26 protein-coding genes, 1 tRNA gene and 2 pseudogenes are annotated in these 24,881 nt (G+C 65.0%); 16 read left to right on the top strand and 13 right to left on the bottom strand.

Annotation, left to right across the window (positions count from 1 at the left end; genetic code table 11):
• Positions 1 to 34: 34 nt before the first annotated feature.
• On the bottom strand, positions 35 to 385 hold the full coding sequence (locus tag F0Q45_RS05985; RefSeq protein ID WP_149653064.1) for a WhiB family transcriptional regulator: 351 nt from the start codon (positions 383 to 385) through the stop codon (positions 35 to 37).
• Positions 386 to 747: 362 nt separating this feature from the next.
• Between F0Q45_RS05985 and ponA2 the strand changes: the two genes are divergently transcribed.
• The 5 genes from ponA2 (at position 748) to F0Q45_RS05960 (ending at position 6,989) form a co-directional block, all read left to right on the top strand.
• Positions 748 to 3,162 (top strand): transglycosylase/D,D-transpeptidase PonA2, encoded by a 2,415-nt coding sequence (gene ponA2 / locus F0Q45_RS05980; RefSeq protein WP_149653063.1) that lies wholly within the window; start codon positions 748 to 750, stop codon positions 3,160 to 3,162.
• Between the two features lie 55 nt (positions 3,163 to 3,217).
• Complete coding sequence (locus F0Q45_RS05975; protein WP_149653062.1) at positions 3,218 to 4,174, top strand: metallophosphoesterase; 957 nt, start codon at positions 3,218 to 3,220, stop codon at positions 4,172 to 4,174.
• Positions 4,171 to 5,277, top strand: a complete 1,107-nt coding sequence (locus tag F0Q45_RS05970; RefSeq protein ID WP_188112809.1) for a PLP-dependent cysteine synthase family protein — start codon at positions 4,171 to 4,173, stop codon at positions 5,275 to 5,277. Before F0Q45_RS05975 ends, F0Q45_RS05970 begins: the two co-directional genes overlap by 4 nt.
• A 55-nt stretch (positions 5,278 to 5,332) precedes the next feature.
• Positions 5,333 to 5,406 (top strand) — tRNA-Pro (locus tag F0Q45_RS05965).
• Positions 5,407 to 5,882: 476 nt separating this feature from the next.
• Complete coding sequence (locus tag F0Q45_RS05960) at positions 5,883 to 6,989, top strand: Fic family protein (RefSeq protein WP_262490888.1); 1,107 nt, start codon at positions 5,883 to 5,885, stop codon at positions 6,987 to 6,989.
• A 106-nt stretch (positions 6,990 to 7,095) separates the two neighbouring features.
• On the opposite strand, the gene F0Q45_RS05955 is transcribed toward F0Q45_RS05960, so the two are convergent.
• Positions 7,096 to 7,344: a hypothetical protein gene (locus F0Q45_RS05955; protein ID WP_149653060.1), complete on the bottom strand. Its 249-nt coding sequence runs from the start codon at positions 7,342 to 7,344 to the stop codon at positions 7,096 to 7,098.
• Between the two features lie 72 nt (positions 7,345 to 7,416).
• On the bottom strand, positions 7,417 to 8,856 hold the full coding sequence (locus F0Q45_RS05950; protein WP_149653085.1) for a cytochrome P450: 1,440 nt from the start codon (positions 8,854 to 8,856) through the stop codon (positions 7,417 to 7,419).
• A gap of 119 nt (positions 8,857 to 8,975) precedes the next feature.
• On the opposite strand from F0Q45_RS05950, the gene F0Q45_RS05945 reads away from it, so the two are divergent.
• Positions 8,976 to 9,278: a DUF4193 domain-containing protein gene (locus F0Q45_RS05945; RefSeq protein WP_149653059.1), complete on the top strand. Its 303-nt coding sequence runs from the start codon at positions 8,976 to 8,978 to the stop codon at positions 9,276 to 9,278.
• Positions 9,279 to 9,334: 56 nt separating this feature from the next.
• On the opposite strand, the gene F0Q45_RS05940 is transcribed toward F0Q45_RS05945, so the two are convergent.
• On the bottom strand, positions 9,335 to 9,793 hold the full coding sequence (locus F0Q45_RS05940) for an SRPBCC family protein (RefSeq protein ID WP_149653058.1): 459 nt from the start codon (positions 9,791 to 9,793) through the stop codon (positions 9,335 to 9,337).
• Between the two features lie 222 nt (positions 9,794 to 10,015).
• Here F0Q45_RS05940 and F0Q45_RS05935 point away from each other — a divergent pair, with 222 nt between their 5' ends.
• Positions 10,016 to 10,432, top strand: coding sequence for a hypothetical protein (locus tag F0Q45_RS05935; protein ID WP_149653057.1), 417 nt, complete (start codon positions 10,016 to 10,018; stop codon positions 10,430 to 10,432).
• A gap of 127 nt (positions 10,433 to 10,559) precedes the next feature.
• Here F0Q45_RS05935 and F0Q45_RS29065 read toward each other — a convergent pair.
• A pseudogene (locus F0Q45_RS29065) lies at positions 10,560 to 10,768 on the bottom strand (CocE/NonD family hydrolase); the annotation flags it as partial.
• A 202-nt stretch (positions 10,769 to 10,970) separates the two neighbouring features.
• Between F0Q45_RS29065 and F0Q45_RS05925 the strand changes: the two are divergent.
• A complete protein-coding gene (locus F0Q45_RS05925; protein WP_149653056.1) occupies positions 10,971 to 11,933 on the top strand; it encodes a ferritin-like domain-containing protein in 963 nt (320 codons plus the stop codon).
• A 69-nt stretch (positions 11,934 to 12,002) separates the two neighbouring features.
• Here F0Q45_RS05925 and F0Q45_RS05920 read toward each other — a convergent pair whose 3' ends face one another.
• Positions 12,003 to 12,281, bottom strand: a complete 279-nt coding sequence (locus tag F0Q45_RS05920; RefSeq protein ID WP_149653055.1) for a WGxxGxxG family protein — start codon at positions 12,279 to 12,281, stop codon at positions 12,003 to 12,005.
• 186 nt (positions 12,282 to 12,467) lie between these two features.
• Between F0Q45_RS05920 and F0Q45_RS05915 the strand changes: the two genes are divergently transcribed.
• Both F0Q45_RS05915 and F0Q45_RS27530 read left to right on the top strand, forming a co-directional pair.
• Positions 12,468 to 13,004, top strand: coding sequence for a cysteine hydrolase family protein (locus tag F0Q45_RS05915; protein WP_149653054.1), 537 nt, complete (start codon positions 12,468 to 12,470; stop codon positions 13,002 to 13,004).
• Between the two features lie 27 nt (positions 13,005 to 13,031).
• Positions 13,032 to 13,202: a hypothetical protein gene (locus F0Q45_RS27530; RefSeq protein ID WP_188112808.1), complete on the top strand. Its 171-nt coding sequence runs from the start codon at positions 13,032 to 13,034 to the stop codon at positions 13,200 to 13,202.
• Between the two features lie 16 nt (positions 13,203 to 13,218).
• Here the strand turns inward: F0Q45_RS27530 and F0Q45_RS05910 are convergent, their stop codons facing one another.
• Together F0Q45_RS05910 and F0Q45_RS05905 are read right to left on the bottom strand one after the other, a co-directional pair.
• On the bottom strand, positions 13,219 to 13,983 hold the full coding sequence (locus tag F0Q45_RS05910; RefSeq protein WP_149653053.1) for an endonuclease/exonuclease/phosphatase family protein: 765 nt from the start codon (positions 13,981 to 13,983) through the stop codon (positions 13,219 to 13,221).
• A gap of 33 nt (positions 13,984 to 14,016) precedes the next feature.
• A complete protein-coding gene (locus F0Q45_RS05905; protein WP_149653052.1) occupies positions 14,017 to 14,967 on the bottom strand; it encodes an acyl-CoA dehydrogenase family protein in 951 nt (316 codons plus the stop codon).
• Between the two features lie 203 nt (positions 14,968 to 15,170).
• On the opposite strand from F0Q45_RS05905, the gene F0Q45_RS05900 reads away from it, so the two are divergent.
• A complete protein-coding gene (locus tag F0Q45_RS05900) occupies positions 15,171 to 15,734 on the top strand; it encodes a nucleotidyltransferase (protein ID WP_262490887.1) in 564 nt (187 codons plus the stop codon).
• Between the two features lies 1 nt (position 15,735).
• On the opposite strand, the gene F0Q45_RS05895 is transcribed toward F0Q45_RS05900, so the two are convergent.
• Both F0Q45_RS05895 and F0Q45_RS05890 read right to left on the bottom strand, forming a co-directional pair.
• Positions 15,736 to 15,993: a DUF7218 family protein gene (locus F0Q45_RS05895; RefSeq protein WP_149653050.1), complete on the bottom strand. Its 258-nt coding sequence runs from the start codon at positions 15,991 to 15,993 to the stop codon at positions 15,736 to 15,738.
• 56 nt (positions 15,994 to 16,049) lie between these two features.
• Positions 16,050 to 16,826 (bottom strand): SDR family NAD(P)-dependent oxidoreductase, encoded by a 777-nt coding sequence (locus F0Q45_RS05890; protein ID WP_188112807.1) that lies wholly within the window; start codon positions 16,824 to 16,826, stop codon positions 16,050 to 16,052.
• Positions 16,827 to 17,185: 359 nt separating this feature from the next.
• Between F0Q45_RS05890 and F0Q45_RS05885 the strand changes: the two genes are divergently transcribed.
• Genes F0Q45_RS05885 through F0Q45_RS05875 form a run of 3 tightly spaced genes read left to right on the top strand, consistent with a single transcriptional unit; the run spans position 17,186 to position 19,664 of the window.
• The gene (locus F0Q45_RS05885) at positions 17,186 to 17,854 is read left to right on the top strand and encodes a class I SAM-dependent methyltransferase (RefSeq protein WP_149653084.1); all 669 of its coding nucleotides are present in this window, start codon (positions 17,186 to 17,188) and stop codon (positions 17,852 to 17,854) included.
• Complete coding sequence (locus F0Q45_RS05880) at positions 17,758 to 18,654, top strand: FAD-dependent oxidoreductase (protein ID WP_373424928.1); 897 nt, start codon at positions 17,758 to 17,760, stop codon at positions 18,652 to 18,654. The genes F0Q45_RS05885 and F0Q45_RS05880 overlap by 97 nt, the downstream gene beginning before the upstream one ends.
• Entirely contained in the window at positions 18,651 to 19,664 is a 1,014-nt protein-coding gene (locus F0Q45_RS05875) for a DUF5914 domain-containing protein (protein ID WP_149653047.1), read from the top strand. The genes F0Q45_RS05880 and F0Q45_RS05875 overlap by 4 nt, the downstream gene beginning before the upstream one ends.
• Before the next feature lie 21 nt (positions 19,665 to 19,685).
• On the opposite strand, the gene F0Q45_RS05870 is transcribed toward F0Q45_RS05875, so the two are convergent.
• On the bottom strand, positions 19,686 to 20,123 hold the full coding sequence (locus F0Q45_RS05870; protein WP_149653046.1) for an STAS domain-containing protein: 438 nt from the start codon (positions 20,121 to 20,123) through the stop codon (positions 19,686 to 19,688).
• Positions 20,124 to 20,539: 416 nt separating this feature from the next.
• Between F0Q45_RS05870 and F0Q45_RS05865 the strand changes: the two genes are divergently transcribed.
• Both F0Q45_RS05865 and F0Q45_RS05860 read left to right on the top strand, forming a co-directional pair.
• Positions 20,540 to 22,732, top strand: coding sequence for a SpoIIE family protein phosphatase (locus F0Q45_RS05865; protein ID WP_262490886.1), 2,193 nt, complete (start codon positions 20,540 to 20,542; stop codon positions 22,730 to 22,732).
• Between the two features lie 117 nt (positions 22,733 to 22,849).
• Positions 22,850 to 23,311 carry a trehalase-like domain-containing protein gene (locus F0Q45_RS05860; RefSeq protein WP_149653045.1) on the top strand — a complete coding sequence of 154 codons (462 nt, stop codon included), beginning with the start codon at positions 22,850 to 22,852 and terminating at the stop codon, positions 23,309 to 23,311.
• Here the strand turns inward: F0Q45_RS05860 and F0Q45_RS05855 are convergent.
• Both F0Q45_RS05855 and F0Q45_RS05850 read right to left on the bottom strand, forming a co-directional pair.
• A complete protein-coding gene (locus F0Q45_RS05855) occupies positions 23,286 to 24,125 on the bottom strand; it encodes an SDR family oxidoreductase (protein WP_149653044.1) in 840 nt (279 codons plus the stop codon). The two genes, F0Q45_RS05860 and F0Q45_RS05855, sit on opposite strands and share 26 nt — an antisense overlap.
• Before the next feature lie 60 nt (positions 24,126 to 24,185).
• A pseudogene (locus tag F0Q45_RS05850) lies at positions 24,186 to 24,837 on the bottom strand (biliverdin-producing heme oxygenase).
• Positions 24,838 to 24,881: the final 44 nt, after the last annotated feature.

The following is a 24,881-nucleotide window of genomic DNA, read 5'->3' as shown; positions in this document are numbered from 1 at the left end:
CGGGTTGGTCCGCCAGGGTTGAACCGAACGTTTCTTAACCGACGCTGCGGCGCTTGCGCTTGTCGAGGTAATCCGCCCACGAGACCACCTCTGGATGTTGCTTGAGCAGCGCCCGGCGCTGGCGCTCAGTCATGCCGCCCCACACACCGAACTCGACCTTGTTGTCCAGCGCATCGGCCGCGCATTCCTGCATGACCGGGCAGTGGCGGCAGATGACCGCGGCCTTACGTTGCGCGGCCCCGCGGACGAAAAGTTCATCCGGGTCGGTCGCGCGGCACAGCGCCTTCGAAACCCAGTTGATCCGTTCGTCCGACTCGACACTGCGCAGCAGGTTCTGTCCAGACGTCAGGTTGGTCCGTCGATCGTCACCGCTGGTATCTGACACGAGCTGATCCCTTCCTCCCGGTCGTTTGCCGCGACCGCCCTCTCGGGTACCAGCCGATGCTGCGCTCTGACCCACACTGTGCACATCGGTGTTACCTGAATCTCACTGCTTCTATAAGTTAGGTGGTCAGGTGGTAATTGCGCAACAGTCTGATAACGGATTTTTTGGGACGGGCGTCCAGTCTTACACCCATCGGCCGGGGGAAACGCGCCTAGCCTGTCCCCTTTCGAGGCCCTGACCTGTGACGCAGGCACAAAATAAGTTACCACCCCCCTGGTGCCGCCAAGCACAGCGTGCTAAAGAAAAATTTTTTTCCGTCGCAGGGCGCGGAGGCGTGACAAGGGGTCGCTACTGTAGTACGCATGCCCGAGCGCCCTCCGGTCGCACTCACTCTGCTCAAGCTCGCAGGGTGTTGTCTGTTGGCCAGCATCGTCGCCGCGGCACTGATGTTTCCTTTTGCAGGCGGTCTGGGATTGATGTCCAACCGCGCCTCTGAGGTAGTCGCCAACGGTTCGGCTCAGCTTCTGCAGGGGGAGGTTCCGGCCGTGTCGACGATGGTCGACGCCAAGGGCAACACCATCGCGTGGTTGTACTCTCAGCGCCGCTTCGAGGTGCCGTCGGACAAGATCGCCAACACCATGAAGCTGGCGATCGTCTCGATCGAGGACAAGCGCTTCGCCGAACACAACGGCGTCGACTGGAAAGGCACCCTGACCGGGCTCGCCGGCTATGCCTCCGGAGACCTCGACACTCGTGGCGGTTCGACTATCGAGCAGCAGTATGTGAAGAACTACCAGCTGCTGGTCACCGCCCAAACCGACGCCGAGAAGCGGGCCGCCGTCGAAACCACCCCGGCGCGCAAGCTGCGGGAGATCCGGATGGCGCTCACCCTGGACAAGACGTTCACCAAGCCTGAGATCCTGACCCGCTATCTGAACCTGGTGTCGTTCGGCAACAACTCCTTCGGGGTACAAGACGCGGCGCAGACATACTTTGGCATCAACGCCTCGGACCTGAACTGGCAGCAAGCGGCGCTGCTGGCGGGCATGGTGCAGTCGACCAGCACACTGAATCCGTACACCAACCCTGAGGGTGCGCTGGCCCGTCGGAACCTGGTTTTGGACACCATGATCGAGAACATCCCGCAAGAGGCCGACGCCTTGAGCGCTGCGAAGACGCAGCCGTTGGGAATCCTGCCCCAACCCAACGAGCTGCCCCGCGGCTGCATCGCCGCCGGCGATCGCGCCTTCTTCTGCGACTACGTCCAGGAGTACCTCTCGCGCGCGGGAATTAGTAAGGACCAGCTTGCCCGGGGTGGCTACCTCATCCGCACCACCTTGGACCCGGACGTACAGGTGCCGGTCAAGGCGGCCATCGACAAATTCGCTCCCCCGAACCTGGCCGGCATCTCCAGCGTGATGAGTGTGATCGCGCCGGGTAAGGATTCGCACAAGGTACTGGCCATGGCCAGCAATCGTAAGTACGGCCTGGACACCGAAGCCGGGGAAACCATGCGACCCCAGCCTTTCTCGCTGGTTGGCGACGGCGCGGGATCCATCTTCAAGATCTTCACCACGGCCGCCGCACTCGACATGGGCATGGGCATCAATGCCCAACTCGACGTGCCGCCGCGGTTTCAGGCCAAAGGGCTGGGTAGCGGCGGCGCCAAAGGCTGTCCTAAGGACACCTGGTGCGTGGTTAACGCCGGCAACTACCGCGGGTCGATGAACGTGACCGACGCCCTGGCCACCTCGCCCAACACCGCGTTCGCCAAGCTGATTTCGCAGGTGGGGGTCAGCCGCGCGGTCGACATGGCCATCAAACTTGGCCTGCGGTCCTACGCCAATCCCGGCACCGCCCGCGACTACAACCCGGACAGCAACGAGAGCCTGGCCGACTTCGTCAAACGGCAGAACATCGGCTCGTTCACCCTGGGACCCATCGAGGTCAACGCACTAGAACTATCCAACGTCGCGGCCACCTTAGCCTCCGGCGGGGTGTGGTGCCCACCGAATCCGATCGACAAGCTGATCGACCGTAACGGCAACCAGGTTGCAGTTACCACCGAAACCTGCGACCAAGTGGTACCCGAAGGCCTGGCCAACACCCTCGCCAACGCCATGAGCAAAGACGCGGTAGGCAGCGGCACGGCGGCGGGTTCGGCCGGCGCCGCGGGCTGGGACCTGCCCATGTCCGGCAAGACGGGCACCACCGAGGCCCACCGATCCTCCGGATTTGTGGGCTTCACCAACCGCTACGCGGCGGCGAACTACATCTACGACGACTCGACCTCACCAACCGATCTGTGTTCTGGTCCGCTGCGTCATTGCGGAAACGGCGACTTGTACGGCGGCAACGAGCCGGCCCGTACCTGGTTCACTGCACTCAAGCCGATTGCGAACAACTTCGGCGAGGTGCACTTGCCGCCCACCGATCCGCGGTATGTCGATGGTTCGGCAGCCTCGCGGGTACCCAGTGTGGCCGGTCTGGATGTGGACCAGGCGCGCCAGCGTCTGAAGGACGCGGGTTTCCAGGTAGCCGACCAACCCACCGCGGTGAATAGCAGCGCGAAATACGGCGAGGTGGTGGGGACATCGCCGAACGGCCAGACAATCCCCGGTTCGATCATCACGATCCAAATCAGCAACGGCATCCCACCACCACCTCCTCCGCCCCCGGATGATGGGCCGCCGGCGTCGGTCGGATTGCAGGTCATCGAGATTCCGGGCCTGCCGCCGATCACCATTCCGCTGCTGGCACCGCCACCGCCTCCCTAGGTCCGGTAACGCAAGAGACGCGCGGCCAGCCCCCAACCGGCAGTAGGCTGCGTGCATGGCTGTCTTGTCCGCCCTGTTGCGCACCGGCGCGGTAGCGCTCGGCTCGGCCGTCGCCGGGATCGGCTACGCCGCGTTCATCGAACGCAACGCGTTCGTGCTGCGCGAAGTCACCATGCCCGTCTTGAGTCCGGGCTCCACACCGCTACGGGTCCTGCACATCAGTGACCTGCATATGCTGCCCAACCAGGGCCGTAAACAAGCCTGGTTGCGCGAGTTGTCCGGTTGGGAGCCCGACCTCGTAGTCAACACCGGGGACAACTTGGCTCATCCCAAGGCGGTGCCGGCCGTGGTGCAAGCGCTCGGCGACCTGCTGCACCGGCCGGGAGTCTTCGTCTTCGGCAGCAACGACTACTTCGGGCCGCGCCTGAAGAACCCGGCAAACTACGTCATCAATCCGGGGCACCGGGTCCGCGGGACACCCTTGCCCTGGCAGGACCTGCGGGCGGCGTTCACCGAGCGAGGCTGGCTGGACCTGACCCATAACCGCCACGAGTTCGAGGTGGCGGGGCTGCACATCGCCGCCGCCGGCGTGGATGACCCACACATCGATCGGGACCGCTACGACACGATTGCCGGCCCGGCGAGCCCGGCGGCGAATCTGAGGCTGGGGCTGACGCACTCGCCGGAGCCGCGGGTGTTGGACCGCTTCGCCGCCGACGGCTACCAGCTGGTGATGGCCGGCCATACCCACGGCGGGCAGCTGTGCTTGCCGTTCTACGGGGCGCTGGTCACCAACTGCGGCCTGGATCGCTCCCGAGCCAAGGGGGCCTCCCAGTGGGGCCCTAGTATGCGCTTGCATGTCTCAGCCGGGATGGGGACTTCACCGTTTGCTCCGGTGCGGTTTTGCTGCCGACCCGAGGCGACCCTGCTGACGTTGATCGCCGCCCCGACGGGCGGCCGGGATTCGAGCAGCAACCTGGGCCGTTCGCATCCAAGCGTGTCAGTGCGTTGAACGATCGGGCCCACATCGCGGTCCGCAGCCTGTCACGCACGTGGACCGACAATGCGATTCGACTGATCGAGGCGGACGCCCGTCGCAGCGCCGACACCCACTTGCTGCGCTACCCGCTGCCGTCCGCGTGGTGCGCCGATGCTGACGTCGCGCTGTATCTCAAAGATGAGACCACGCATATCACCGGCAGCCTCAAACACCGGCTGGCGCGCTCGCTTTTTTTGTATGCGCTGTGCAACGGCTGGATCAACGAGAACACCACGGTGGTGGAGGCGTCATCGGGTTCCACCGCGGTGTCGGAGGCCTATTTCGCGTCCCTGCTGGGTCTGCCGTTCGTTGCCGTGATGCCGGCAGCGACCAGCACCGCCAAGGTGGCGCTGATCGAAGCACAGGGTGGCCGTTGCCATTTCGTGCAAAATTCCAGTCAGGTGTACGCCGAGGCGGAACGCGTGGCCGCCGAGACCGGCGGCCACTACCTGGACCAATTCACCAATGCTGAGCGAGCCACCGACTGGCGCGGCAACAACAACATCGCCGAGTCGATCTACGCGCAAATGGGCGAGGAACAGCACCCCATACCGGATTGGATTGTGGTCGGCGCGGGAACCGGCGGTACCTGCGCGACGATCGGCCGCTACATCCGTTATCGACGGCACCCGACCCGGTTGTGCGTGGTAGACCCGGAGAATTCGGCGTTCTTCCCTGCCTATGCCGAGGGCCGGTCCGACATCGTGATGCCCACGTCGTCCCGTATCGAGGGCATCGGCCGACCGCGCGTCGAGCCGTCGTTTTTGCCCAGCGTGGTCGATCGGATGGTGTCGGTTCCCGACGCCGCGTCGATCGCGGCCGCGCGCCACGTGAGCGCGGTGTTAGGCCGCCGCGTCGGGCCGTCCACGGGCACTAACCTGTGGGGCGCGTTCGGCCTGCTTGCCGAGATGGTCACCGAGGGCTGCAGCGGTTCGGTGGTCACCTTGCTCGCCGATAGTGGCGACCGCTACGCCGACACCTACTTCGACGACGACTGGGTTAGCGCCCAAGGGCTCGATCCGACCGAACCCGCCCAGGCGTTGGTCGAGTTTGAACGCTCCTGCATTTGGAGCTGATCCTTGCCGTTTGGCGAGTCAGCCGGCCGGTGCGATAGGCTGTCGTGGCTTCAAGCGGGGTGTGGCGCAGCTTGGTAGCGCGCTTCGTTCGGGACGAAGAGGCCGTGGGTTCAAATCCCGCCACCCCGACTCTGCAGACAAGGCCCTGGCCAAGCGGCCGGGGTCCTGTGATGTCACTCGCTGGTATGCACGACGCCGTGGCCGGTTACCGAGCATCACAACTCGGGATGTCTTCGACCAGATGAAACAGGGCTCGTTCAGCAGCGTCCCAGGGGTGTGACAGGCGTGACCCACTATGTGACCGACGAAGCGACCGCGCCCGGCACCACTGCCTGAGCATTGGGGAGCACGGCGGCGCTACCCGTGGGCGCGGCCGGTGGTTTCCCTTGCTGTGACGGAAAACGCCCAGATCTTCCTATAGATCTCAGCGGTGTAATTATAGGAATCGGCCGAATACTATAGATTGCTCCGGGCAAGTTAACGCTACCTATAAATGTCCCGGTAAGAATTATAGGATCATAGGCTAAACTATAAAAGTGCAGATAGACAGGTTCAGCGGCTCTCCGGTGGGCCGACTGGTCCCGATCTCTGGTCACGATGCTTACATGAAGCGTGACTATGCCCACGTTGCGTTCGTGCCGCATCCGCTACCGGAAGACGTCGACCTCACGATGGCAACTCACAAAATTGCAACCGAAGCGAGCATGTCGGTCGGCCGACTCGACTTCGCGGTCAAGCGACTTCCCAATCCCGGCCTCTTGGTCCGCCCGGCCCTGCGCCGCGAGGCGCAGAGCACATCGGCGCTTGAGGGAACCTATGCGACCCTCGACGAAGTTCTAGAAGCAGACTTCGTGGATGAGGCGAATCGTCGGGCGGAGGTTCGCGAGGTTCTCAACTACGTCCGCGCCGCAGAGACGGCTCTGCTACTGATCGAGCAGAAACCGATCTGTCTCAACGTAATCGCACCACTCCAACAGATTCTTGTACGGGGAACTCGAGGCGATAGCTACGACAGCGGTCGACTGCGCGAGACCAACGTCTACATCGGCGAACGCGGTCTGGGTATCGAAGCATCTCGGTTCGTGCCCCCACCAGCAGGGGAAGAGCTGATGAAGGGTGTTTCCGACTGGGAGAAATGGATTCACAGAGAAGACGATCTGCCACTGCTCATCAAGATCGCGATGGCTCACTACCAATTTGAGACCTTGCACCCCTTCTCCGATGGAAACGGGCGGCTGGGCCGTCTGATCATCGCGCTGCAGCTCGTGTCAGCTGAAGCGTTGACCTACCCCGTGCTCAACATCTCGCCGTGGCTCGAACAACGCAAAGACGAGTACAAAGACCGGTTGCTGGCGATCAGTCAGACCGGCAACTTTGATCCCTGGGTGGCGTTCTTCTGTGAGGCAATACATCATCAGGCCGACGACGGGGTCCAGCGTATCGAGGAGCTGTTGGAATTCCAGACGGATCTTCGGCAGAAATTGGCGCGAATTCGGGCTCGCGGCGTCGTCAACAACATTGCCGAGAGCTTGCTCGGCTACCCGGTGATCACCATCTCGAGGGCAGCGGAACTACATGGCGTCACCTACCCGCCTGCCCGAAACGCCATCGAAACGCTAGTCAGCCTCGGTGTGCTACGTGAGTCGACCGGTCAGCAATACAGTCGCGTATACGTCTGCGACCAGATCCGAGACATCATGAATCGCCCTTGATAAGTGAGCCCCGTGCTAGGACGGGGCCGCATGGGGCGTTGTTCGCCGCACGCGGTAGCGCCGGGCCACCGGGACGGCATATCGCGCCGACCGTTGGATAGCTCAGTTAGATGACGCGCCAATGGGCCAACGCCAACACCAAGGCGACCCAGCCGGCTGAGATCGCCAGGCCCGCGATCGCTTCGCCACGGCCTTCCCCGCGCTCTTTAACCTGGGCGAGCGCGGCAATGGCGCAGATGACGCTCAACACCACCGCGCCGCCGACGGCGAACGCGAAGGACGCCGACGCGTACATGTTGGAGTCGTGCTCCGACGCGCCGGCAATAGCCGTTGGCTGGTAGGTCATGGCGGTCATATTCGCGGTTCCCTTCGTCGCTGCCCGTCGCTGGCACTGGCGAAGAGCGTGCGATCCGGCTCTTGGAAGGTTCTAAAAGGATTCTTGGAGCCGGGGCCGGAACCGCACTCTGGTGCCGTGGCGGGGCGCCAGCATGATGGAGCGCCGCACGATGCGCTCCGGCAGCTCGTCGACGGCGCTGAACTCACCCTCACGCAACAGCACCTGCAGCACCGTGACGAGTTCCCGCATGGCAAATGCGGCGCCCAGGCAGCGTTTGACGCCCCCGCCGAACGGGACCCACGCATAGGTTTGTGGTCGTGCGCCCACGAAGCGCTCCGGCCGGAACTCGTTTGGTTGGTGGTAGCTGTCGGGATTGCGGTTGATGGCGATGATATGGATGACGATGCGCGTTCCCGCGTTGACCAGGTAGCCCCCGATGGGAAACGGTTGCGCCGCTACCCGCGCGGTGAAGGGCGCGGGTGGGCGAACCCGCAACGTCTCGTCGATCACCGCCGTCGTGAACGTGTCGTCGCCGCTGACGGCTTCCTCTCGCACGTGCCGCAGCGCGTCGGGATGATGCAGCAACAGATCGAATGCCCACGCCAGCGTTGTGGCGGTGGTTTCGTGCCCGGCCAGCACCAAGGTGACCAGATCATCGCGAATCTCGCTGTCGGACAACCCTTCCCCATTCTCGTCGCGCGCGCACATCAGCAACGCCAAAATGTCGCGGCGCTCGCGCAGACCCGGGTCGGTTCGCCGTTGGGCGATCAGCGGCATAACGACGTCGTCGATCTCCTTCCTGGCTCGCGCACGCGACGGCCAGACCCGCAGCGCGCCGAAGCGACGCAGCGCGTAGCGAACCGTCAATTGCTCTGATACAGCGAGGTTTAACAGCCGCTCGAACGGACGGCCCAGGCGGCGTACTTGGCCCGGGTCTTCGACGCCAAAGATGACCTTGACGATCACGTCCAACATCAGTGCCCGCGCCGCCGCCAGCAGCTCGAACGGGCGGTCCACGGGCCAACTACGCATGGCCGCGCGGGCGCAGTCCGCAATGATTGGCTCGTAGCTACTCAACGCGGCACCGTGCAGGGGCGGTATCAACAGTTTGCGTCGGCGCAGGTGCTCTGGCTCCTCCTGAACGAACATCGACCCGGAACCGTAAATCGCTGCCGCAGGTCCCACGCCCTCACCGCCGAGCAGGACGTCTGCAGGAGCGGTGAAGACCTCTTTCACCAGCTCGGGATCCGAGACGATCGCAACCTCGCCCATGCTCAGAATCGGCATCGTCATGATCGGTCCATAGCGACGGACCAGCCGAAGCATCCGGCGATCGCCAGCTATCAGGTAGGCAAGGGCATACGCTGCCGCGCATGCCGTACGAAAGCCACGCGGGGCGGGTAAGCCGGGGGGCCGGCGCCCAACATCCGCCGAATGTGCCGAAGGCGCCGACGCTGCCACGCTAACGACACAACACCGCGTCTCCGGCAAGGTCAAGGCGGACCTGTGGCCCGCACCCGGGCCCGCCACTGGCAACCGCGTGATTCCAGCTGATTGTCGGGTGTGGCCTACGTCAGAACGGGGTATTGACTGTGCCACGGGTGACTACTCGGCTGGTTAACCCGGTCACTCAGCAGGAAGGAATGCCCATGCCGACCGTTAGCGATTACGACGCACGCCGGATGCCCGACGCCGAGACCGCAGACACGTCGGATATGGGTCAGCTGACCCCCGTCTTGCCGACGTTGTCTACCACGGTCGTCGATGACGACCCCAACGATGCCCCCTTCTTCGAGCTGCCCGGTGCGGACTTGTCGGGTGAAGAGCTTTCGGTGGCCGTGATCCCCCAGCGCGCCGACGAGTTCACGTGCTCGTGCTGCTTTTTGGTGCAACACCGCAGCCGGTTGCGTAGCAAGCGCGGCGAGCTTCCGGTCTGCGCCGATTGCCTGTGATCCCGCCGCCGCTACCCGCCGGTTGACAGCCCAGGTAGCTGCTGACCCATATCTGCTCAGCTGCGCGCTACGTCGCCGCGCCATGCCCCGGTCTCGCCAGGACGGCGCTCGATGAACTCTTTAAATCGCTCAAGGTCACCGTGCACGCGTCGATCGAGGATCCCCAGTTTGTCGGCGACGTTTTCGACGAATCCGTCTGGGTCGATATCGATTTGAGTGGTCACTCGCGTTGTGTCGTCGTTGATGCGATGGAACGTCACCACCCCCGCGTGGGTGGGTCCATCGTCGGACCGCCACGCGACCCGCTCCTCAGGGTGCTGCTCGGTGACGGTGGCGTAGAACTCCCGCGTTGCGGGCCCGACTTTGATTCGCCACGCGAGGTGGGTGTCATCCAGCTGTTGGACCTGCTCCACGCCTTCCATGAACTCAGGAAACGACTCGAATTGGGTCCATTGGTTGTATACGGTGTCGATCGGCTTGCGCACGTCGATCGCCGCTGTGATGTTGCTCGTCATAGTTGGCCCGGCTACCCGGCATCGCGAAAATCAAACAATCTGCCTTACAAGGGCTCTCGCTAGAGCCTTAGCACTGAGCGAGGTCAATCACGCCGGCACGGTTGGACTCGTCGCGCAGCGGGAATGCCATGAGCCACAACCAGGGATGGGAACGACATTGACGACCAAGATACTTCAGAGATCTGATCACGCGACCGTTAGCTGGCTCGGGAATGAACAGCCGTGACTCGCGATACTGAAGACCTCGCCATCCAGGCAGCCGGCAAGCTGTCCGAAGCATTGGAGACCATCGAGCGGGCCCGGGGGCACCTCTATTGCTTTCACCAGCTCACCGGACGTGCCGACCTCCAACTCGACGAAGCTGTGGCCCAGCTGCACGACCTGGGCGAAGCTGATCTGGCCGAGCAAGTCAGCCGTGAGCTGATCGGTCGCAACGTCTTGCCCGGGCGGTGGAGCTTTCAGGTCGTCGACGACTACGACGACGGATACTATCGGTGCTTCCAGGAAATCGAAGAGCTGGTGCGCGCCCGCCTCACCGGCGGGCGTCGCCACGTCTATGAAGCGCAGCTGAAAGAACGGCGGCGGACTGCAGGACATCCGGCGCATACCGCCGCTCCTCACGACGATCCAACCCAGTAGCGGATCTCGATGCCGCCGGTGCCACGACGTGTGATGCGACGTGAGCCGAATGGTCAACCTGCGCAATACCGCTGTCATGTGCTGCGACCGGAAGTATCAGCCGCGTGCGGCCGAACTGCACCGCGTGCTGGGCCGTGAACCACGGCTGCCGACGCATCCACGCCACGGTGTCGGCGCCATCGGCGGCCTCGCGAACCACCGGCTCGAAAACCCAGCCGGAACCGAAAGTGCTACGCACACTTTGTAATACAACATGATAGCCGCGTCGGGCGTACAACGACGCGAATACCAGAAGGGAAACCCGCGGCCATAGGGCCCCCGAACCAGCCTGGTGATGGAGGGCGGCGTCGGCATAGACGCAGGCATCGATATCGTCGCCACCATACCGCTATGGCCATTACGACACCGCCCAAACCTGCGCCAGCTGAACAGTTTGCGGCAACACGGTCGCCAATCCCGGCGCGGACGGTTACCCCCGGCCCTGCTGGGGTAACCGAGATAAGAACGACACCAATCCCCAAGGGAGGAATCTCACTAAGTGACTACAACCAACATTAACGCTGTCATTGCCCAGTTACGCGCGGTGCTGGACCTGACGCATACCGAAATCCAGGTTGCCGAAACGCGGGTCGTGCAGGCGCGTACCGAGGCGGTGCGCCGCGAGTTGACGCAGAACGCCGAGAATGGCCGAACCCGCGCCGCGGCTATCGAAACTGCGATACGTGACCTCGGCGGCTTTCCCGACGTGGTGGGTCCGTTCCTGGGTCGCGCCGCCGCCGCCGTGAAAGCGCTTACTGAGCAGGCCGAGCCGTTGAGCGAGGCGCTGTTGGGTGACCTTGCGCTCGAAGGCCAGCTGCTGGATCGCTCCCGCTACCTCAAGGCGCTGGCGGTCGCCGCCAAACACCCGGAGATCGAGGATCTCGCGGACCGCCTGATCACCGCTCATTCCGCGACGGTGGACTGGCTCACCACCGTGCTGGCCGAAGATGCTCTCGGCGGTCCGGCCGCCCTGCGCCGCACCCCATTGCAAGCGGCCGCCGGATCTATCGTCAAATTGGTCAACCTGCCGGTCAATTGGTCAGCCCGCGGAGTCGACCGCGCGGTCGAGGCGGTTCGTGCGACCCGTCCGGCGTTCAATGACTGGGTCAGCCGCGGCGCGCACGCCGGGGACGTAGCGGCCAAGGCGGCCATAGCCGCCCGCAACGCCGCCTTGGAAAGCGCGGAGCGGGTGATCCGCGACAACGGCAGCGATCAAGCCGCCGATGCCATCCGGTCGGCGCGTCGCGCCAGCGGCTCGCTCAACGCCGATGAGCTTCCGATCGCCGACTACGACGAGCTCAACCAGGGCGATGCAGTGGCCGCAATCCGGGAGCTCACCGCCCCCGCAGATGTGCGCACGATTGTGGCCTACGAGGAGGCGCATAAGAACCGCCCCCGGGTGGTGTCCGCCGCTCAGACACGCCTAGCGGCTATCGCGCAAGAGGTGGTCGGCATCAGCTGACGGTTGAGTGAGACCGATGCCAGCTGGCCCCTACAGTCGCTTGACTGTAGGGGCCAGCTAGTTACAACGCTAGGCCCGCGGCGCGGGCCCGGTAACGCGGGTTGACGTCGCGTTGCCCGCGGTGTGCCGGTCACGCCGCAGCAGCCCGGCCAAGCCGGCCAGACCGAGAAGCCCGGCCAGTCCCCACAGACCTGAGTTGTCGTCGTCGCGTTGGCTATTGTCGGGGTCCGCCAGCGTTGTCGTCGTCGCCGACAACGGTTGCTCGCTCGGCGCGGTGGCATGTGCCACTCCGGCGCCGCCGAACAGCAGAGCTCCGGTGGCTGAGACAACAGCAAGGGTCTTACGCATGTCTTACTCCCTATTTAGTGGGTATTAGGTCGCCGGAAGATGCTTCGAACCAGATGCTGTAGTTCGGCCGGCAACGATGCCCAGCGATTGCCCGGACATCCCAATCGGGCTACCCGAATGCCGGTCGGCTAAACCGATCGGCGCCTACCCGGTGATTAGTCACCGTCTTATGGGTACTACTCAACGGTGAGCGATACCGCGTTGTTGGTCATCGACATGTTCAATGACTACCGTCATCCCGACGCCGAACAACTGGCGACGAGCGCCGCTGCGATCATCGACCCGTTGGTCAAGCTGGTCGGCAACGCCGAACGGCGCGGCGTCGACCTCATCTATGTCAACGACAACCACGGTGACTTCACCGCCGACCATCACGCCATCATTGCTGCCGCGCTGCATGGCGAACGTCCCGACCTGGTCAAGCCGCTGGTGCCGCCAACCGGCTGCCGGGTGATCACCAAGGTGCGTCACAGCGTCTTCTATTCCACCGCGCTGGAGTACTTGCTGCAGCGACTCAAGACGAGGCGCATCATCCTCACCGGCCAAGTCACCGAGCAATGCATTCTCTACAGCGCGCTCGACGGCTACATCCGTCATTTCGACGTCGTGGTGCCCCCAGATGCCGTGGCGCACATCGACGCGGAGCTGGCACGCGCCGCGCTGAGGATGATGGAGCGCAATATGAGCGCGAAACTGCTTGCCGCGCAAGATTGCTTACCGTAGCCGCGCCAATTCACAGAAGGGATTCAGATGACCCGAGGTGAGTCCGAAAGGGCGGAGTCCGACGTGGCAGCCGACCCGAAGGTGGCCAAGCCCCGCGCTAGTCGCGACGACGATGGCAGTTATGTCGGGCGCGCCTCCGCCGACGACGACTTCGGCAGCGGAGAGACTGGGGCCGAGGCACGCAGCCAGGAGCGCTGATTCGCCGCAGCCGGGTCTAGAGCCGGTCCAGCTCGACGACCAAAGCCCGGTGGTCCGAAATTGGCATCAGCTCTGCCACTGCCGCGCTGCCACGAAGAGCGTGATCGTCAGTCACGATGTGGTCGAGTTGACGGTCGGGGTCAAAAGCCGGAAACGTTGGCGCGGTCGCCAACGACCGCATCCCTGAGCCGCGTTGCACCGCAGCTGGTTTCACATTGAGGTCCCCGATCAGCAATCGGGGGCCGGGCAGCGCCCGCACCGCACGGACCAGCCGGCGCAGCTGCCAGCGGTTCCAGCCGGGCACGAACGACAAGTGGGTGTTGGCCACCGTCATCGGACCTAGCGGGGTGCGTAGCCGGGCAATGACCGCTGCGCGGGGCTCCTCGTCGACGATCATCACCCGCTTGGGACCCGGCAGATACATCGGGAAGCGCACCGGAATACGGGGCAGCCGCACCACTTGCCAGCCGGCCGCCGGGTAACGCGACAGTAAAGCGATCCCATAGGCTGCGGCGCCGGGTTGCTCATGACCGGTTGCCGCCATCCAGGTCGCTCCGGGGGTGCCCGAAACCGCGGCCACGAACCGATGATCCACCGCGTTCATGGCTTCGGCGGCCACCGCCGTGAGATCCGCCCGCCCGGAACGCGGCTGTTCACAATCGACTTCTTGGAGTGCCAACACATCCGGGTCAAGGCACCGCACACTGTCCTGCAACCGCTGCAGATTTACCCCGTCTCCGACAGTGCGGCCGTGCAAGATGTTGAACGTCGCCACTCGCATCGCAATCCCTTGGCAATCAGGGCATCAGCACGTTCACGACGCGGCACGCCGGCCAGCGAGTCGCCCGAGTTCGGCCAGGTCGCGCTCAGCGTGACTTTGCCGGATATAGATGGTCAGATCGGCAACCCGCTGAGCGTGGCGCCCGTCCTCGCAGAGCGGTCCTGGCCCCAGGGCACGTCCGGTTCGGGTGATGGCCTCGTCCACGGCGTGCTCCACGATGGCGCGAACCCGGCGGGCCAGCAACTGTGCGGTGCCGGCCCGGTCAAATGGATCGGAGTCAACCTGCTCTGCCGCGCGCGCCAAGATGGCCTCGCCGGCGGCAAGCGCGGCGTCCACAGCGCCCAGATGAGCCAGCGAGTACGCGTCCGCCGACTGACTCGCGGAGCAGCGATACAGCGGGTCAGCGACCCGGCGCGCACCTCCCAACCAGCAGGCAGCCACCCCGATCGCGCCATGCCAGAACCCTGGCCGCGAAAGGTAGTTGTCGGGCTCACCCATCGCAACCCCGTGCACATTGGTGAACCGCACCGAGCGCGTGTCACTGCCGGCCATCCCGGGGTTCCACCACGTGCTCGGCAACGGTTTAACGGCAGGGTCGGTGACGGTAATGGCGAACAGGCGCTGCTGGTCGGCGCCAACCCGAGCGGTCACCAGCGCATGCGTGCAGAACCCGGCTCCGGAGCACCACACCTTAGTGCCGTTGAGCACGAACTCGTCGCCAGCAATGTGCCTGGCGTTCAGCACGGCGTCGGGAGATTCGGCCGCCCACACACTCCACAGCTGACCCGGCTGGGGAGGCTTGCCCCCGAGTTCGTTGATGATCGCGATGGCATCGACGTGACCCTCAGCGATGCGTGCCGCCGCAATGTCTTCCTGAGCCAGTTGGGCCAGGCGTTGCCAGCGCTCGCTGGTGTGCCCCGATGCCGGTAGCGGCAACTCTAGTCGTCCGGACTCCAACCAGTGCTGGACCAACCCGGCCGTCATGAGACGTAGCCTGCTGACACACCGGGGATCACCACGGCGGCTCCGTTGTAGGCACACGGCGCTGTGGTCGACATGGCTTGCGCATACCCCGTTAGCGCGGGCAACTAAACGGTTGCCCGTCCGCAGCGGTTGCCTGCCGCCGCAACGGGGTATGCCTTACGCACCATGATTGGGCCCACAGCATGCCTCCGGACGTAAGCACTGTGACATCGAGTGGCGACTGGGCGCGCTACTCGGGGCTGCGAGAAGCGCTGCGCGGTGCGGCTTCAGCGCTCAAGGAGCACGGCCCGCGGTTCGCCTTGGCGGGTAGCTATGCGCTCTGGGCATACGGTGCCCCCGAACCCACCCACGACGTGGACATCGTCGTGGCTGAATCTGATGTGCCGGCCGCTGAGAGCACCCTCACCAAAGCCGGGTTCGGCATCGAACATCCCCCGGAAGACTGGCTGCTCAAGGCGCGTAGCGGTGAGCTGGTCGTCGACGTGCTGCACCGTGTCAACGGTGTGCCCGTCGGCGCGGACGTCCTGGACGGCGCCGAGGAACGGGTGGTGGCCTCCATTTGGATGCCGGTGCTGCCTCCCACGACGGTTCTCATCCAAAAGCTGCTGTCCCTCACCGAGCATCACTGCAACTTCGCGACGCTGCTCCCGGCCGTCCGCGCGGTGCGTGAGCAGCTTGATTGGGACCGCATTGAGGCAGCGACCGCCGACAACGACTTCGCGGTGGCGTTTTTGGTGCTGGTCAGACGGCTACGCCTGCGGGACTGACTCAGTGGTTGCGCAGCTTTGCGATCAGCTTGTCTTTGGTCAGACTCGAATACCCCGATAACCCCAGCTCCTTGGCGCGTTTCCGCAGCTGCGGCACCGTCCAATCGGCGTAGGATCCGGATTTGCCGCCTTTGCGGCCGACGTTCGACTTACCCTGTCCGGCTGCGGCGTTGGAGATTCTTGCCGCCTTTTCCTTGGAGTCGCCCTTCTTGCGTAAATCCTTATACAGCTTTTCGTTCTTGATCGACGAGTTCGGCACCGACGCCACCTTTCCTGCAGTAACTGTTCTATCTGGATAGCCCCGCCCGGCTGCGCTCAAACAGCCGCTCCTGTCGGCGAAATCAAATGTCGCACAGGACTTGTCACGCCATCGCCGATCAGTCGCCGGGCCAGCGCGCTCATCGCGTCGGTTGCCCGGGCGCCGAGGCCCGACCAGTCGTCGCTGGTGAGCGACGCGAGTGCCTGGCGGGCGATGTCCGCCGCATCGTAAGTTGCTGCTCGCCCCACCAGACCACTGAGGATGTCGGCGACGCCGCCTTGACCGCAAGGGTCAGGCATAACGGCGGTGACCTTGACCCCGCAATCCCTGAGCTCGTTATGCAACGTCGCAACGAATGCCCGCAGCAGCGCCGAGCTGGCAGTGTAGACCGCCCAGTCAAGGCCGGGCACCGGATCGGCCGGCGACCCCGTCACCACAATGCTGCCGCCGCCGTTGGCAGCCATCTCCCCGCCCAGCAGACGAGCCAGCAGCATGGTGGCGCGAACGCTGGTGTCCACGGCATTCAGGGCGCTGTCCAGGCTGTCGTCCAGACAGCAGGCGTCCAAGATTGGAACGCTCAACGCTGCGACAACCAATCGTCCGTCGGCTGCCTTCGCACAGCGATGCAGCAGGCGGGCCTGATCAGCGCGGTGTATGTGCGCCTGCACTGCCGCGACATCGGTACCCAAGACAGCCAGCGTGTCGGCTGCGGTGTCGATCTCCTGGTAACCATCGGCGACGATCAGATCGTAGCCGCGCTCGGCGAGGCGTTTGGCCACAGCGAAACCCACACCGCAGCTGGCCCCGGTCACTAGTGCAAACTCGCGGGTCATCCGGTGAGCCCGCGCCCGCCGTGGACGAACAGCCGTGCGTCGGCCGAACATGCGAGCTGGTGTCGAATTGTCCGTGATCATCGCTTCATAGCCTCCGTGAGCTGCGGGTAGACCGATGGACCCACGACGCAGTGCTACCCAGTCATAGCCGCGTCAAACGCCCTTAGACGCGGCAACCAGGCCCGTCGCGGACGGTTTGGTTGGCGGCTAAACGGGTATGGGCTCGGCACGGCGAGTGGACGGAGTTCAAGGTTGCCCGCCATCCTTAGCTTGGCTGGAGCGGTCCCAGCTGGCCTCGCCGGGCAGCCACGCGCGCGGTGGCCCACTTCATGAGCGACTCACGCGGAAGCCCGCACAAGATGAGCGTCGGCAGCTCGGGCCTGCCCCGCCGCGATGTGCCCGGCGCCTTTGACGCCGGCGCGCCGGCATACGACCGCATGGTCAGTTCCAACCCCGGTTACCATGCGCACCTACGCTTTTCGGCGCTCCGCATGCAGTTGCCCGACCACGGCCGGGGACAGCGCCTGCTGGACGCGGGCTGCGGCACCGGCGCCTCCACCGCCGCGCTGCTGGCGGTGGCGCCCGCCGCCGAGATCATCGCCGTCGACGCGTCATCGGCAATGCTTGATGTGGCCCGGAGAAAATCCTGGCCGGCATCGGTGCGGTTCGTGCACTCCCCCATCGAAGAACTCGCCCCGCACGGCGTCACCGGACCGTTCGATGCGATCTTGGCCGCTTATCTGCTCCGTAACGTCGCCGATCCTGACAACCAACTACGCGAGTTTCGCAGGTTGCTGCGCCCCGGCGGCAAGCTGGCTGTGCACGAATACTCGGTGCGCGACTCCCGCGCGGCCGCATCAACTTCCCGGAGGCTGCGCGGCACCTCGCGTTCGAAGTCTTCTCCCGCAGCTTTTTCGCCGACCCGGCCCAACTGTCGGCCGCCGAGCTGGCCACCATGTTCCACATCTACTTCTTGGGCTCCAGCGAAGGCCTGGTCTTCGATGTCACCAACGCCAACTTCGATGTAAGCCTGTGGAATCCGCTGCAACGCTACCTCACCGAGCGCGGCGTGCGGTTCCACACCGGCACCGAAGTGCTGCAGGTGGGCCCTTCCCGCACCAAAGAATTTTGCGTCGACACCGACTCGGGGGAAAATCTGGATGCCCACGCGGTGGTACTGGCCACCGATGTCACCGGCCTGCAGCGGATCGTCGCGAACTCCCCGAATCTCGGCGGCGAGCAGTGGCGGCACCGTATTGCGCGGCTGCGCGCTGCTGCTCCTTTTGTGGTGCAGCGGATTTGGCTCGACACGCCGGTACGTCGCGACCGTCCCGCTTTCTTGGGCACCGCGGGCCACAAGCCGCTCGACCACATCAGCGTGCTGGAGCGCTATGAGTCAGAAGCTGCCACGTGGGCAACACACCACCGCGGCTCGGTCGTCGAAATGCATGCCTACGCCATCTCATCCGACCTCCCCCGCGCTGCCGTGACACAGTGCCTACACCAGCTCTACCCCGAAACAGCTTCGGCCCGAGTAGTTTACGAGCGCACTCTGCAACGGCGCGACTGCGCGCTGTTTGCGCCCGGGACTTTCGGCTCGCGCCCCACAGTGTCAACGCCGCACCCCAATCTGGTGTTGGCGGGCGATGGGATTCGCATCGACTTGCCGGTGGCCCTAATGGAGCGCGCCGCCACCACGGGGTGGTCAGCGGCCAACGAGCTGCTGAAACGGTGGGGGCTGGCTGGTCACCCGCTGTGCAGCGTGCCCAACCAGGGGCGCTCGGCTCTACTGCGCTCGTTGGCGACGCGAGCAAGCGGCCCGCGATGAGCAACCTCAGCGAGCGCCTACAGCGTCTCTGGCCGAAAGACTGGCCGCTGCAGCCTATCCCGCCGTTGTCCTGGAGTGCGCAGCGCCCGACCTATCGCGACGCCAAACCATCGATCATCAACGCGGCATTAGCTCGGTCGCAACGTCGGCCCACCGGTAATTGGTATGCGTTCGCGGCCAGCCGCGCGGTGCGCGTCGATCACCCGTTGGGCATCGCGGTGGCCGGCGTGGAACTGGTCGCCTGGCGTAACCAGCAGCGCCAATTGCAGGTTGGACCGCGAAGTTGTCCGCACCTGGGAGCCGATCTGGCCACGGGGACCGTCCATCGCGGCACCCTGATCTGCCGGTGGCACGGGTTGGCCCTCGACAGCGATGGCTGCCAGTTCGGCTGGCGGCCCCTACCCAGCCACGACGACGGCGTGCTGGCCTGGGTCCGCCTGGACTCGGCCGGCGCTGAGCAACCCCTGGATAAGCCGGTGATCGCGGACCGCCCCACTGGCCAAACACTCTCAGCCGTAGTCAGTTTGGTCGGCAGCTGCGAACCGCGGGACATCATCGCCAACCGGCTCGACCCCTGGCACGGCGCCTGGTTTCACCCGTATTCCTTCACCCGCCTCGAGGTGCTGGCCACGCCCACCGACGACGACGATCGCTTCGTCGTCGCGGTCACTTTTCGGATGGGTCGCTTCGGGGTGCCGGTAATCGCCGAGTTCACCTGCCCGCAGGCACGCACCGTGGTGATGCGCATCATCGAAGGCGAGGGATGGGGTAGCGTCGTCGAAACCCACGCCACCCCAATAGGCTTAGGCGATGACGGGCATCCGCGCACCGCGGTGATCGAGGCGACGATCGCCCAATCGAGCCGTAGCGGATTTGCTCGGGCACGTCAGGCGGCAACGCTCATCCAACCGGTGATGCGCTATGCCGCCACCCGGCTGTGGCGAGACGACCTGGCGTATGCCGAGCGCCGGTATCAGTTGCGCGCCGGCCAGCTGCCCGACCTGTTGTGAGCGCACATGTCGCGCACCTGCTTAATGGCCTCTCCAGGCACTGGGCGGGTGGGTAAGCCGCTCCAGCGCCGCGATCACCGAGAAAGCGGCAGGCAACCGATTTTCGACCTTTGCCGCACGCAGCAACCGCGATACCGCCGGGCTGGCCACCAGCGCCCAATTGGCTCCGTACCGATCGCATTCCTGCCCGAACTCCAACAAGTTTTTCAGGCCGTGGACAGCAAAGAAGTCCACCCGGCTGAAGTCCACAATCAATGGTCGACCCGCCGGCACAAAGCAGCGGATATGCTCCAAAACGCAGTCCGCGTTGAAAGCGTCGATGTCGCCATTGATCATCAGCACCGTCGCATGCCGCCCGACGCGCACCCGAAAGCCGACATCACCGCAATCAATCGCGACATCGCCGCCACCCATTGACACGGTTGGCCAAAGTAGGCTGGCGCCGGATGGGTCAGTCATGGGAGCACCGCCTCATTAAGGGATCGCTGGTCGGGGTCACAACCACCCCAGACGCGCGTCTACCCGGCCAGACCGCTGTCAAACACTTAACCGCCAGGCGCGACTGCGCATTGCTGGCGCTAGCTGTCACAATGCGAAGGCCTTTCGGCCTACATGGCCGTTTCGCAAACATTTGTGTCGAGCAAATAGCGCGAGCGTCAACACATTTGACAATGTCCGACGACGTGTGCCAAGACTCTATGATCGGGTCACGCTCGAAACTTTCCTAGATTGGGGCACTGTGGGTATGGTCGGCGGCAGTGCGCCGAAGGTAGGTAGGCACAGGTGAGCTGCGGAACAGCGCCGAGTGCACGTCGCGCCGACACAGTCGACAGCGCTCGGCACGGCGGCTGCGGTACATGTTCGCGGAGTCCGCAATGTCGCTAACGCCGCGCCGCCACCATTTCCTCGGCGCCTGGTGGCCGATGGCCGGTCTGTTCGCCCTGGTCGCAGCGCTGTATACGGTTGGCGCGGAGTCGTCGTGGCATTCGTCGGGTGTGGCCGCGATCGGATTTGCGGCGGGCGCCGAGTTGTCGTGGCAGTCATTCGGCCCCGCGGTGGGGTTCGCATTTTTCCCGCCCGCAGGCGTTACGGTGTCGGCGCTGCTGCTGACCAAGCGGACACGCTGGCCAGTGATCGTCGCCGCGATCGTGGCCGCCGAACTTGTGGTCAGCACCGGCCACGGGGTGGGCATATGGGCTGCTGCCGGGCTTGCCGGGGCCAACGCGGTGGAACCGCTCGTGGGTGCGTCGCTGGTGCGGAGGTGGTGCCGGGGCGCGCCGGACCTGCGGCGGCGGACCGATCTCGCCCGGTTCGTCGCCGGGGCGTGTGTGCTAGGCCCGTTGGTCGGCGGGCTGCTGGGCGCGGCGGTCGGTGTGCTTTATGCCGGGATCTGGTGGCCGGGTGGGGTGGCGCGGTGGTGGGCCGGCGACGGGTTGGGTGCCTTGGTGGTCGGCGCGCCGGCACTGCTGTGGCCGCGCCAGCGCCAGCTCCTCAACGAACGAAGGGTGGAGGCGGCGTCGGTGGTGGTGCTTACCGCCGCGCTGTCAGTGGCCGCATTTTCGCTGACGTCGCCGCCGGCACTGCTGTTGCTGCCGCTGCTGGCTTGGGCGGCGTTTCGGCTGGAGGTAATCGGCGCGGCGCTGGCCAGCGCGGTGTTGGCGTTTGTGGCCAACCTCATGACCGCAGCCGGCCACGGCGCGTTTGCTGTGGTGCCGCTGCCGGGCCCGGCCCGGCTGGCTGTCACCCAGGGATTTATTGCCGTCATCATGCTGATCGCGCTGCTGATCGGCCAAGAAGCAGCGGGACGCATCTCCGCCATCCGGCAACGGCAGGCCGAACAACGGGAACGGACTCGCCTGCAATCTTTGGCTAAGCTGGGCGAGTCGTTGGCAGCGGCATTGACCCCCAAGGAAATCGGTCGGGTCACCGCCGCGCAGGTGCGCAATTACGCCGGCGCTCAGGCGCTGACGCTGGGGGTCATCAGCGACGACGGCGGCGCCCTGCAGTGGGTGCAGCTGGCCGGCTATCCGGAAGCCATCGCCACCCGTTTCGGTGCCGGGCTGCCGCTGACCGAATCCAGCGCGGCCTCCGACGCGGCGCGCACCGGCACACCGGTATTGATCCGTACTGCAGCCGAATACCAACAGCGGTACCCACAGACGGCGCGCTGGATGACCGAGGCCGGTGCGGCCTCGATCGGGGTGTGGCCACTGACTGTCGCTGAGCGACAGATCGGGGTGCTGGGGCTGATGTGGACGCAGCCCCAGGCGCTGGACGCTACCCAGCGCTCCTATGCCTTGGCGGTGGCCTCCATGGTCACTCAAGCACTGCTGCGCGCCCGCGCCTATGCGGATGAGCACGCCCGGGCGACGGTACTGCAGGCGGCCGTGCTGCCAGCGCATCCCGCCGAGATCGCGGGCCTGGAATTCGCGGTGAGCTATCACCCCGCCGACGTGGCCCATGGACTGGGCGGCGATTGGTGGGATGCGATGTCGCTGCCGAAAAACCGGACTCTCCTGGCGGTCGGCGATGTGGTGGGCCACGGCCTGAGCGCAGTGGAAGACATGGCTCAGCTACGCGCGGCCGGGCGCGCCCTGGCCGTGCAGGGTTTGGCACCTGCCCAGCTGCTTGCCGAGCTGAATATTTTCACCGGCCACGCCAGCCACGGGAAATTCGCCACCATGACGGTGGCGATCCTCGACCCCGGGGCTGGCGCACTGCGTTACGGTTCGGCCGGCCACCCGCCGGCGCTGCTGCGTCGTTGTGGCAGCGGGCAGGTTATCCGGCTGGATGGGGGCCGCGGCCCGGTGCTGGGGCCACTGCGCGACGCCGCCTACGATCACGACCAAGTGCCCATCGCCCCCGGCGACATCTTGGTGATGTACACCGACGGCCTCATTGACCGTCGCGGCCGCGACCTGGAAACCGCCATCGCCGAGGCGCAACAGCACATCGCCGGGTGGCAGGCGGACACGTCGCTACGCGAGGCATGCCAAAGCCTCACCTCAGCGCTGGCCCCGCCACCACGAGACGACGACGTCTGCGTACTTGCCGTCAAATTCCGGTAACTCAGCGCGAGCGGGTACTGACCGGTTTTAGTGCTGCGCCCACGGGTATGTGGGCTCAGGTCCGACGTTGCAAAGGGGCTGAACCGGCAAATGAAACTCCACCAGACAGATTGTCGTGTGACGCAGCGGTGTGACGGCTATGTAGACCTGCGCTCCTATGCGGCGATCGGCGACGGCCGCACGGTGGCCTTGGTCGCCCGCGACGGTTCCGTCGACTGGTATCCGGTACCCGATCTGGACTCGATGCCGATTTTCGGGTGCCTGCTCGACGCGGAAAACGGTGGAGCGTTTCAGCTGTGCCCGACGACCGAGTTCCAGGTCGAACGCGCGTATCTAGCGGGCACCAATATCTTGTGCAGCACCTACACCTGCGGTTCCGGGCAGGTACGCGTCACCGACGCGCTGAACACCGGCGCGGGTGGCGATTTGCCGTGGGGTGAGTCTCGATGCCCGATTGGGCGAATCCGTGCTCATCTCATCCGACACCTTCGCCGACAAGGTGCTGCCCCAGCTGCGTTGAGCGGGGCCACCCCGCGCGGCCCGTCCGGGTGCGCTACAGGACCGGCCGGCCGCCAGTGACGGCCACCCGCGCGCCGGAGATATAGCTCGCCTCGTCGGAGGCGAGCAGCACATAGACCGCCGCCAACTCGGCTGGCTGACCGGCCCGCCCGAGCGGCACATCATCGCCAAAATTCTGCACCTTCTTCGACGGCATCGTCGCTGGTATCAATGGGGTCCAAATCGGGCCTGGCGCAACACTATTGACCCGGATGCCGTTCTCGCCCAGCAGCTGCGCCAAGCTCGCGGAGAAGTTGGCGATGGCCGCTTTGGTGGCCGCGTAAGGGGCGAGGGTGGGCGAGGGCATATCGGAGTTGACCGAGGAGCTGCCGATGATCGACGATCCGGGCGCCATGTGGGGGACAGCCGCCTTCACCAGGTAGAAGTAGGCGCCGACATTGACCCGGAACGTGTAGTCCCATTCGTCGTCGGAGATTTCATCGAGCGACTCGTGCGTCATCTGAAACGCGGCGTTGCTGACCAGCACGTCGATGCCACCCAGCTGTCGGACCGCCTCATCGATGACCTCCCGACAGTGGGCGGGATCGGACAGGTCACCGGCAACCAGGACGCACTTACGGCCGGCATCTTCCACCCAGCGCGCGACCTCTCGCGCATCGTCGTGCTCATTCAGGTAGGAGATCAGCACATCGGCGCCTTCTCGTGCGAACGCGATCGCCGCGGCCCGGCCGATGCCGCTGTCTCCCCCGGTGATGACGGCCCGCTTGCCGGTCAATTTCCCTGAGCCAACATAGCTTTGCTCGCCGCAATCGGGCACGGGGTCCATGTGGGATTGCACGCCGGGAACTTCTTGCTGCTGATCAGGAAAGCCCATGCGGCTAGCAATTCCCCAACCGGGCGCACTGAAACCAGGTTGTCCCAAAAAGACGCGGGTCTAAGCAGGGTTGCCCCGGGGCGGCCGCACAAGCTCATCGAACAGCGTGTGGTTGAGCCTGAAGGCCAGCTTGACCTCGTCGACTATGCGGTCAGTGTGCTCAGCGTCGGGATGCAGCGCATCAAGACGGGCTCGGTAGGAGTCCTTATAAGGCTTGGGCCGCACCGGGAATTGGTAGAACGCCAGGCCAGCGCCGCGAAGACCGAAACTGCGATCCAGAACTTTGCCAATGACCCGGCCCCCAGAGAGGTCACCGACATAGCGCGTGTAGTGGTGGGCCACCAGCGAGCCACCCCACGCCAGAGCGGCGATCCGCTCACCGTAGGCCGCCGCCGCGGGGGACGTGACCTCGCGGGCGCCGCCCGGCAACCAATGGTTGAGATCGGCATCGATGGCCGCCAGGCGCTCCAACGCGGGGTCGTACACGGCCGGCAACCATGGGGTCGTCGCGGTGGGCGCGCACGGCCTCTTCCAGGGCGCTGTACACCACGCGCAAGCGCAGCAAGTAGTCGGCATAGCGCTGTGCGGTAACCCGGCCGGTGAGCACTTCGGACGCGAAGGGACTTTGCTCCGCGGCAATATGCTCTGCCGCTGACCCCGCTCTCATCGCAACGGACAGACGGCCGTCAACTGGGGCGGTGATCCGGCGCATGGCCTCCTCAGGGTACCCGCTAGCCGCCGGCACGCTTAAGCTGC

Origin of the sequence: Mycobacterium simiae (assembly GCF_008370645.1) — a bacterium.
GTDB lineage: Bacteria > Actinomycetota > Actinomycetes > Mycobacteriales > Mycobacteriaceae > Mycobacterium > Mycobacterium simiae_A.
This window is presented reverse-complemented; position numbering and strand designations above follow the sequence as displayed.

Excerpts from the sequence above, each read along its gene's own strand:
- ponA2 (WP_149653063.1), top strand. The coding sequence starts at position 748 with ATGCCCGAGCGCCCTCCGGTCGCACTCACTCTGCTCAAGCTCGCAGGG.
- F0Q45_RS05975 (WP_149653062.1), top strand. The coding sequence starts at position 3,218 with ATGGCTGTCTTGTCCGCCCTGTTGCGCACCGGCGCGGTAGCGCTCGGC.
- F0Q45_RS05960 (WP_262490888.1), top strand. The coding sequence starts at position 5,883 with ATGAAGCGTGACTATGCCCACGTTGCGTTCGTGCCGCATCCGCTACCG.
- F0Q45_RS05955 (WP_149653060.1), bottom strand. The coding sequence starts at position 7,344 with ATGACCGCCATGACCTACCAGCCAACGGCTATTGCCGGCGCGTCGGAG.
- F0Q45_RS05945 (WP_149653059.1), top strand. The coding sequence starts at position 8,976 with ATGCCGACCGTTAGCGATTACGACGCACGCCGGATGCCCGACGCCGAG.
- F0Q45_RS05940 (WP_149653058.1), bottom strand. The coding sequence starts at position 9,793 with ATGACGAGCAACATCACAGCGGCGATCGACGTGCGCAAGCCGATCGAC.
- F0Q45_RS05920 (WP_149653055.1), bottom strand. The coding sequence starts at position 12,281 with ATGCGTAAGACCCTTGCTGTTGTCTCAGCCACCGGAGCTCTGCTGTTC.
- F0Q45_RS27530 (WP_188112808.1), top strand. The coding sequence starts at position 13,032 with ATGACCCGAGGTGAGTCCGAAAGGGCGGAGTCCGACGTGGCAGCCGAC.
- F0Q45_RS05910 (WP_149653053.1), bottom strand. The coding sequence starts at position 13,983 with ATGCGAGTGGCGACGTTCAACATCTTGCACGGCCGCACTGTCGGAGAC.
- F0Q45_RS05905 (WP_149653052.1), bottom strand. The coding sequence starts at position 14,967 with ATGACGGCCGGGTTGGTCCAGCACTGGTTGGAGTCCGGACGACTAGAG.
- F0Q45_RS05890 (WP_188112807.1), bottom strand. The coding sequence starts at position 16,826 with ATGACCCGCGAGTTTGCACTAGTGACCGGGGCCAGCTGCGGTGTGGGT.
- F0Q45_RS05885 (WP_149653084.1), top strand. The coding sequence starts at position 17,186 with ATGAGCGTCGGCAGCTCGGGCCTGCCCCGCCGCGATGTGCCCGGCGCC.
- F0Q45_RS05875 (WP_149653047.1), top strand. The coding sequence starts at position 18,651 with ATGAGCAACCTCAGCGAGCGCCTACAGCGTCTCTGGCCGAAAGACTGG.
- F0Q45_RS05870 (WP_149653046.1), bottom strand. The coding sequence starts at position 20,123 with ATGACTGACCCATCCGGCGCCAGCCTACTTTGGCCAACCGTGTCAATG.
- F0Q45_RS05865 (WP_262490886.1), top strand. The coding sequence starts at position 20,540 with ATGTCGCTAACGCCGCGCCGCCACCATTTCCTCGGCGCCTGGTGGCCG.
- F0Q45_RS05855 (WP_149653044.1), bottom strand. The coding sequence starts at position 24,125 with ATGGGCTTTCCTGATCAGCAGCAAGAAGTTCCCGGCGTGCAATCCCAC.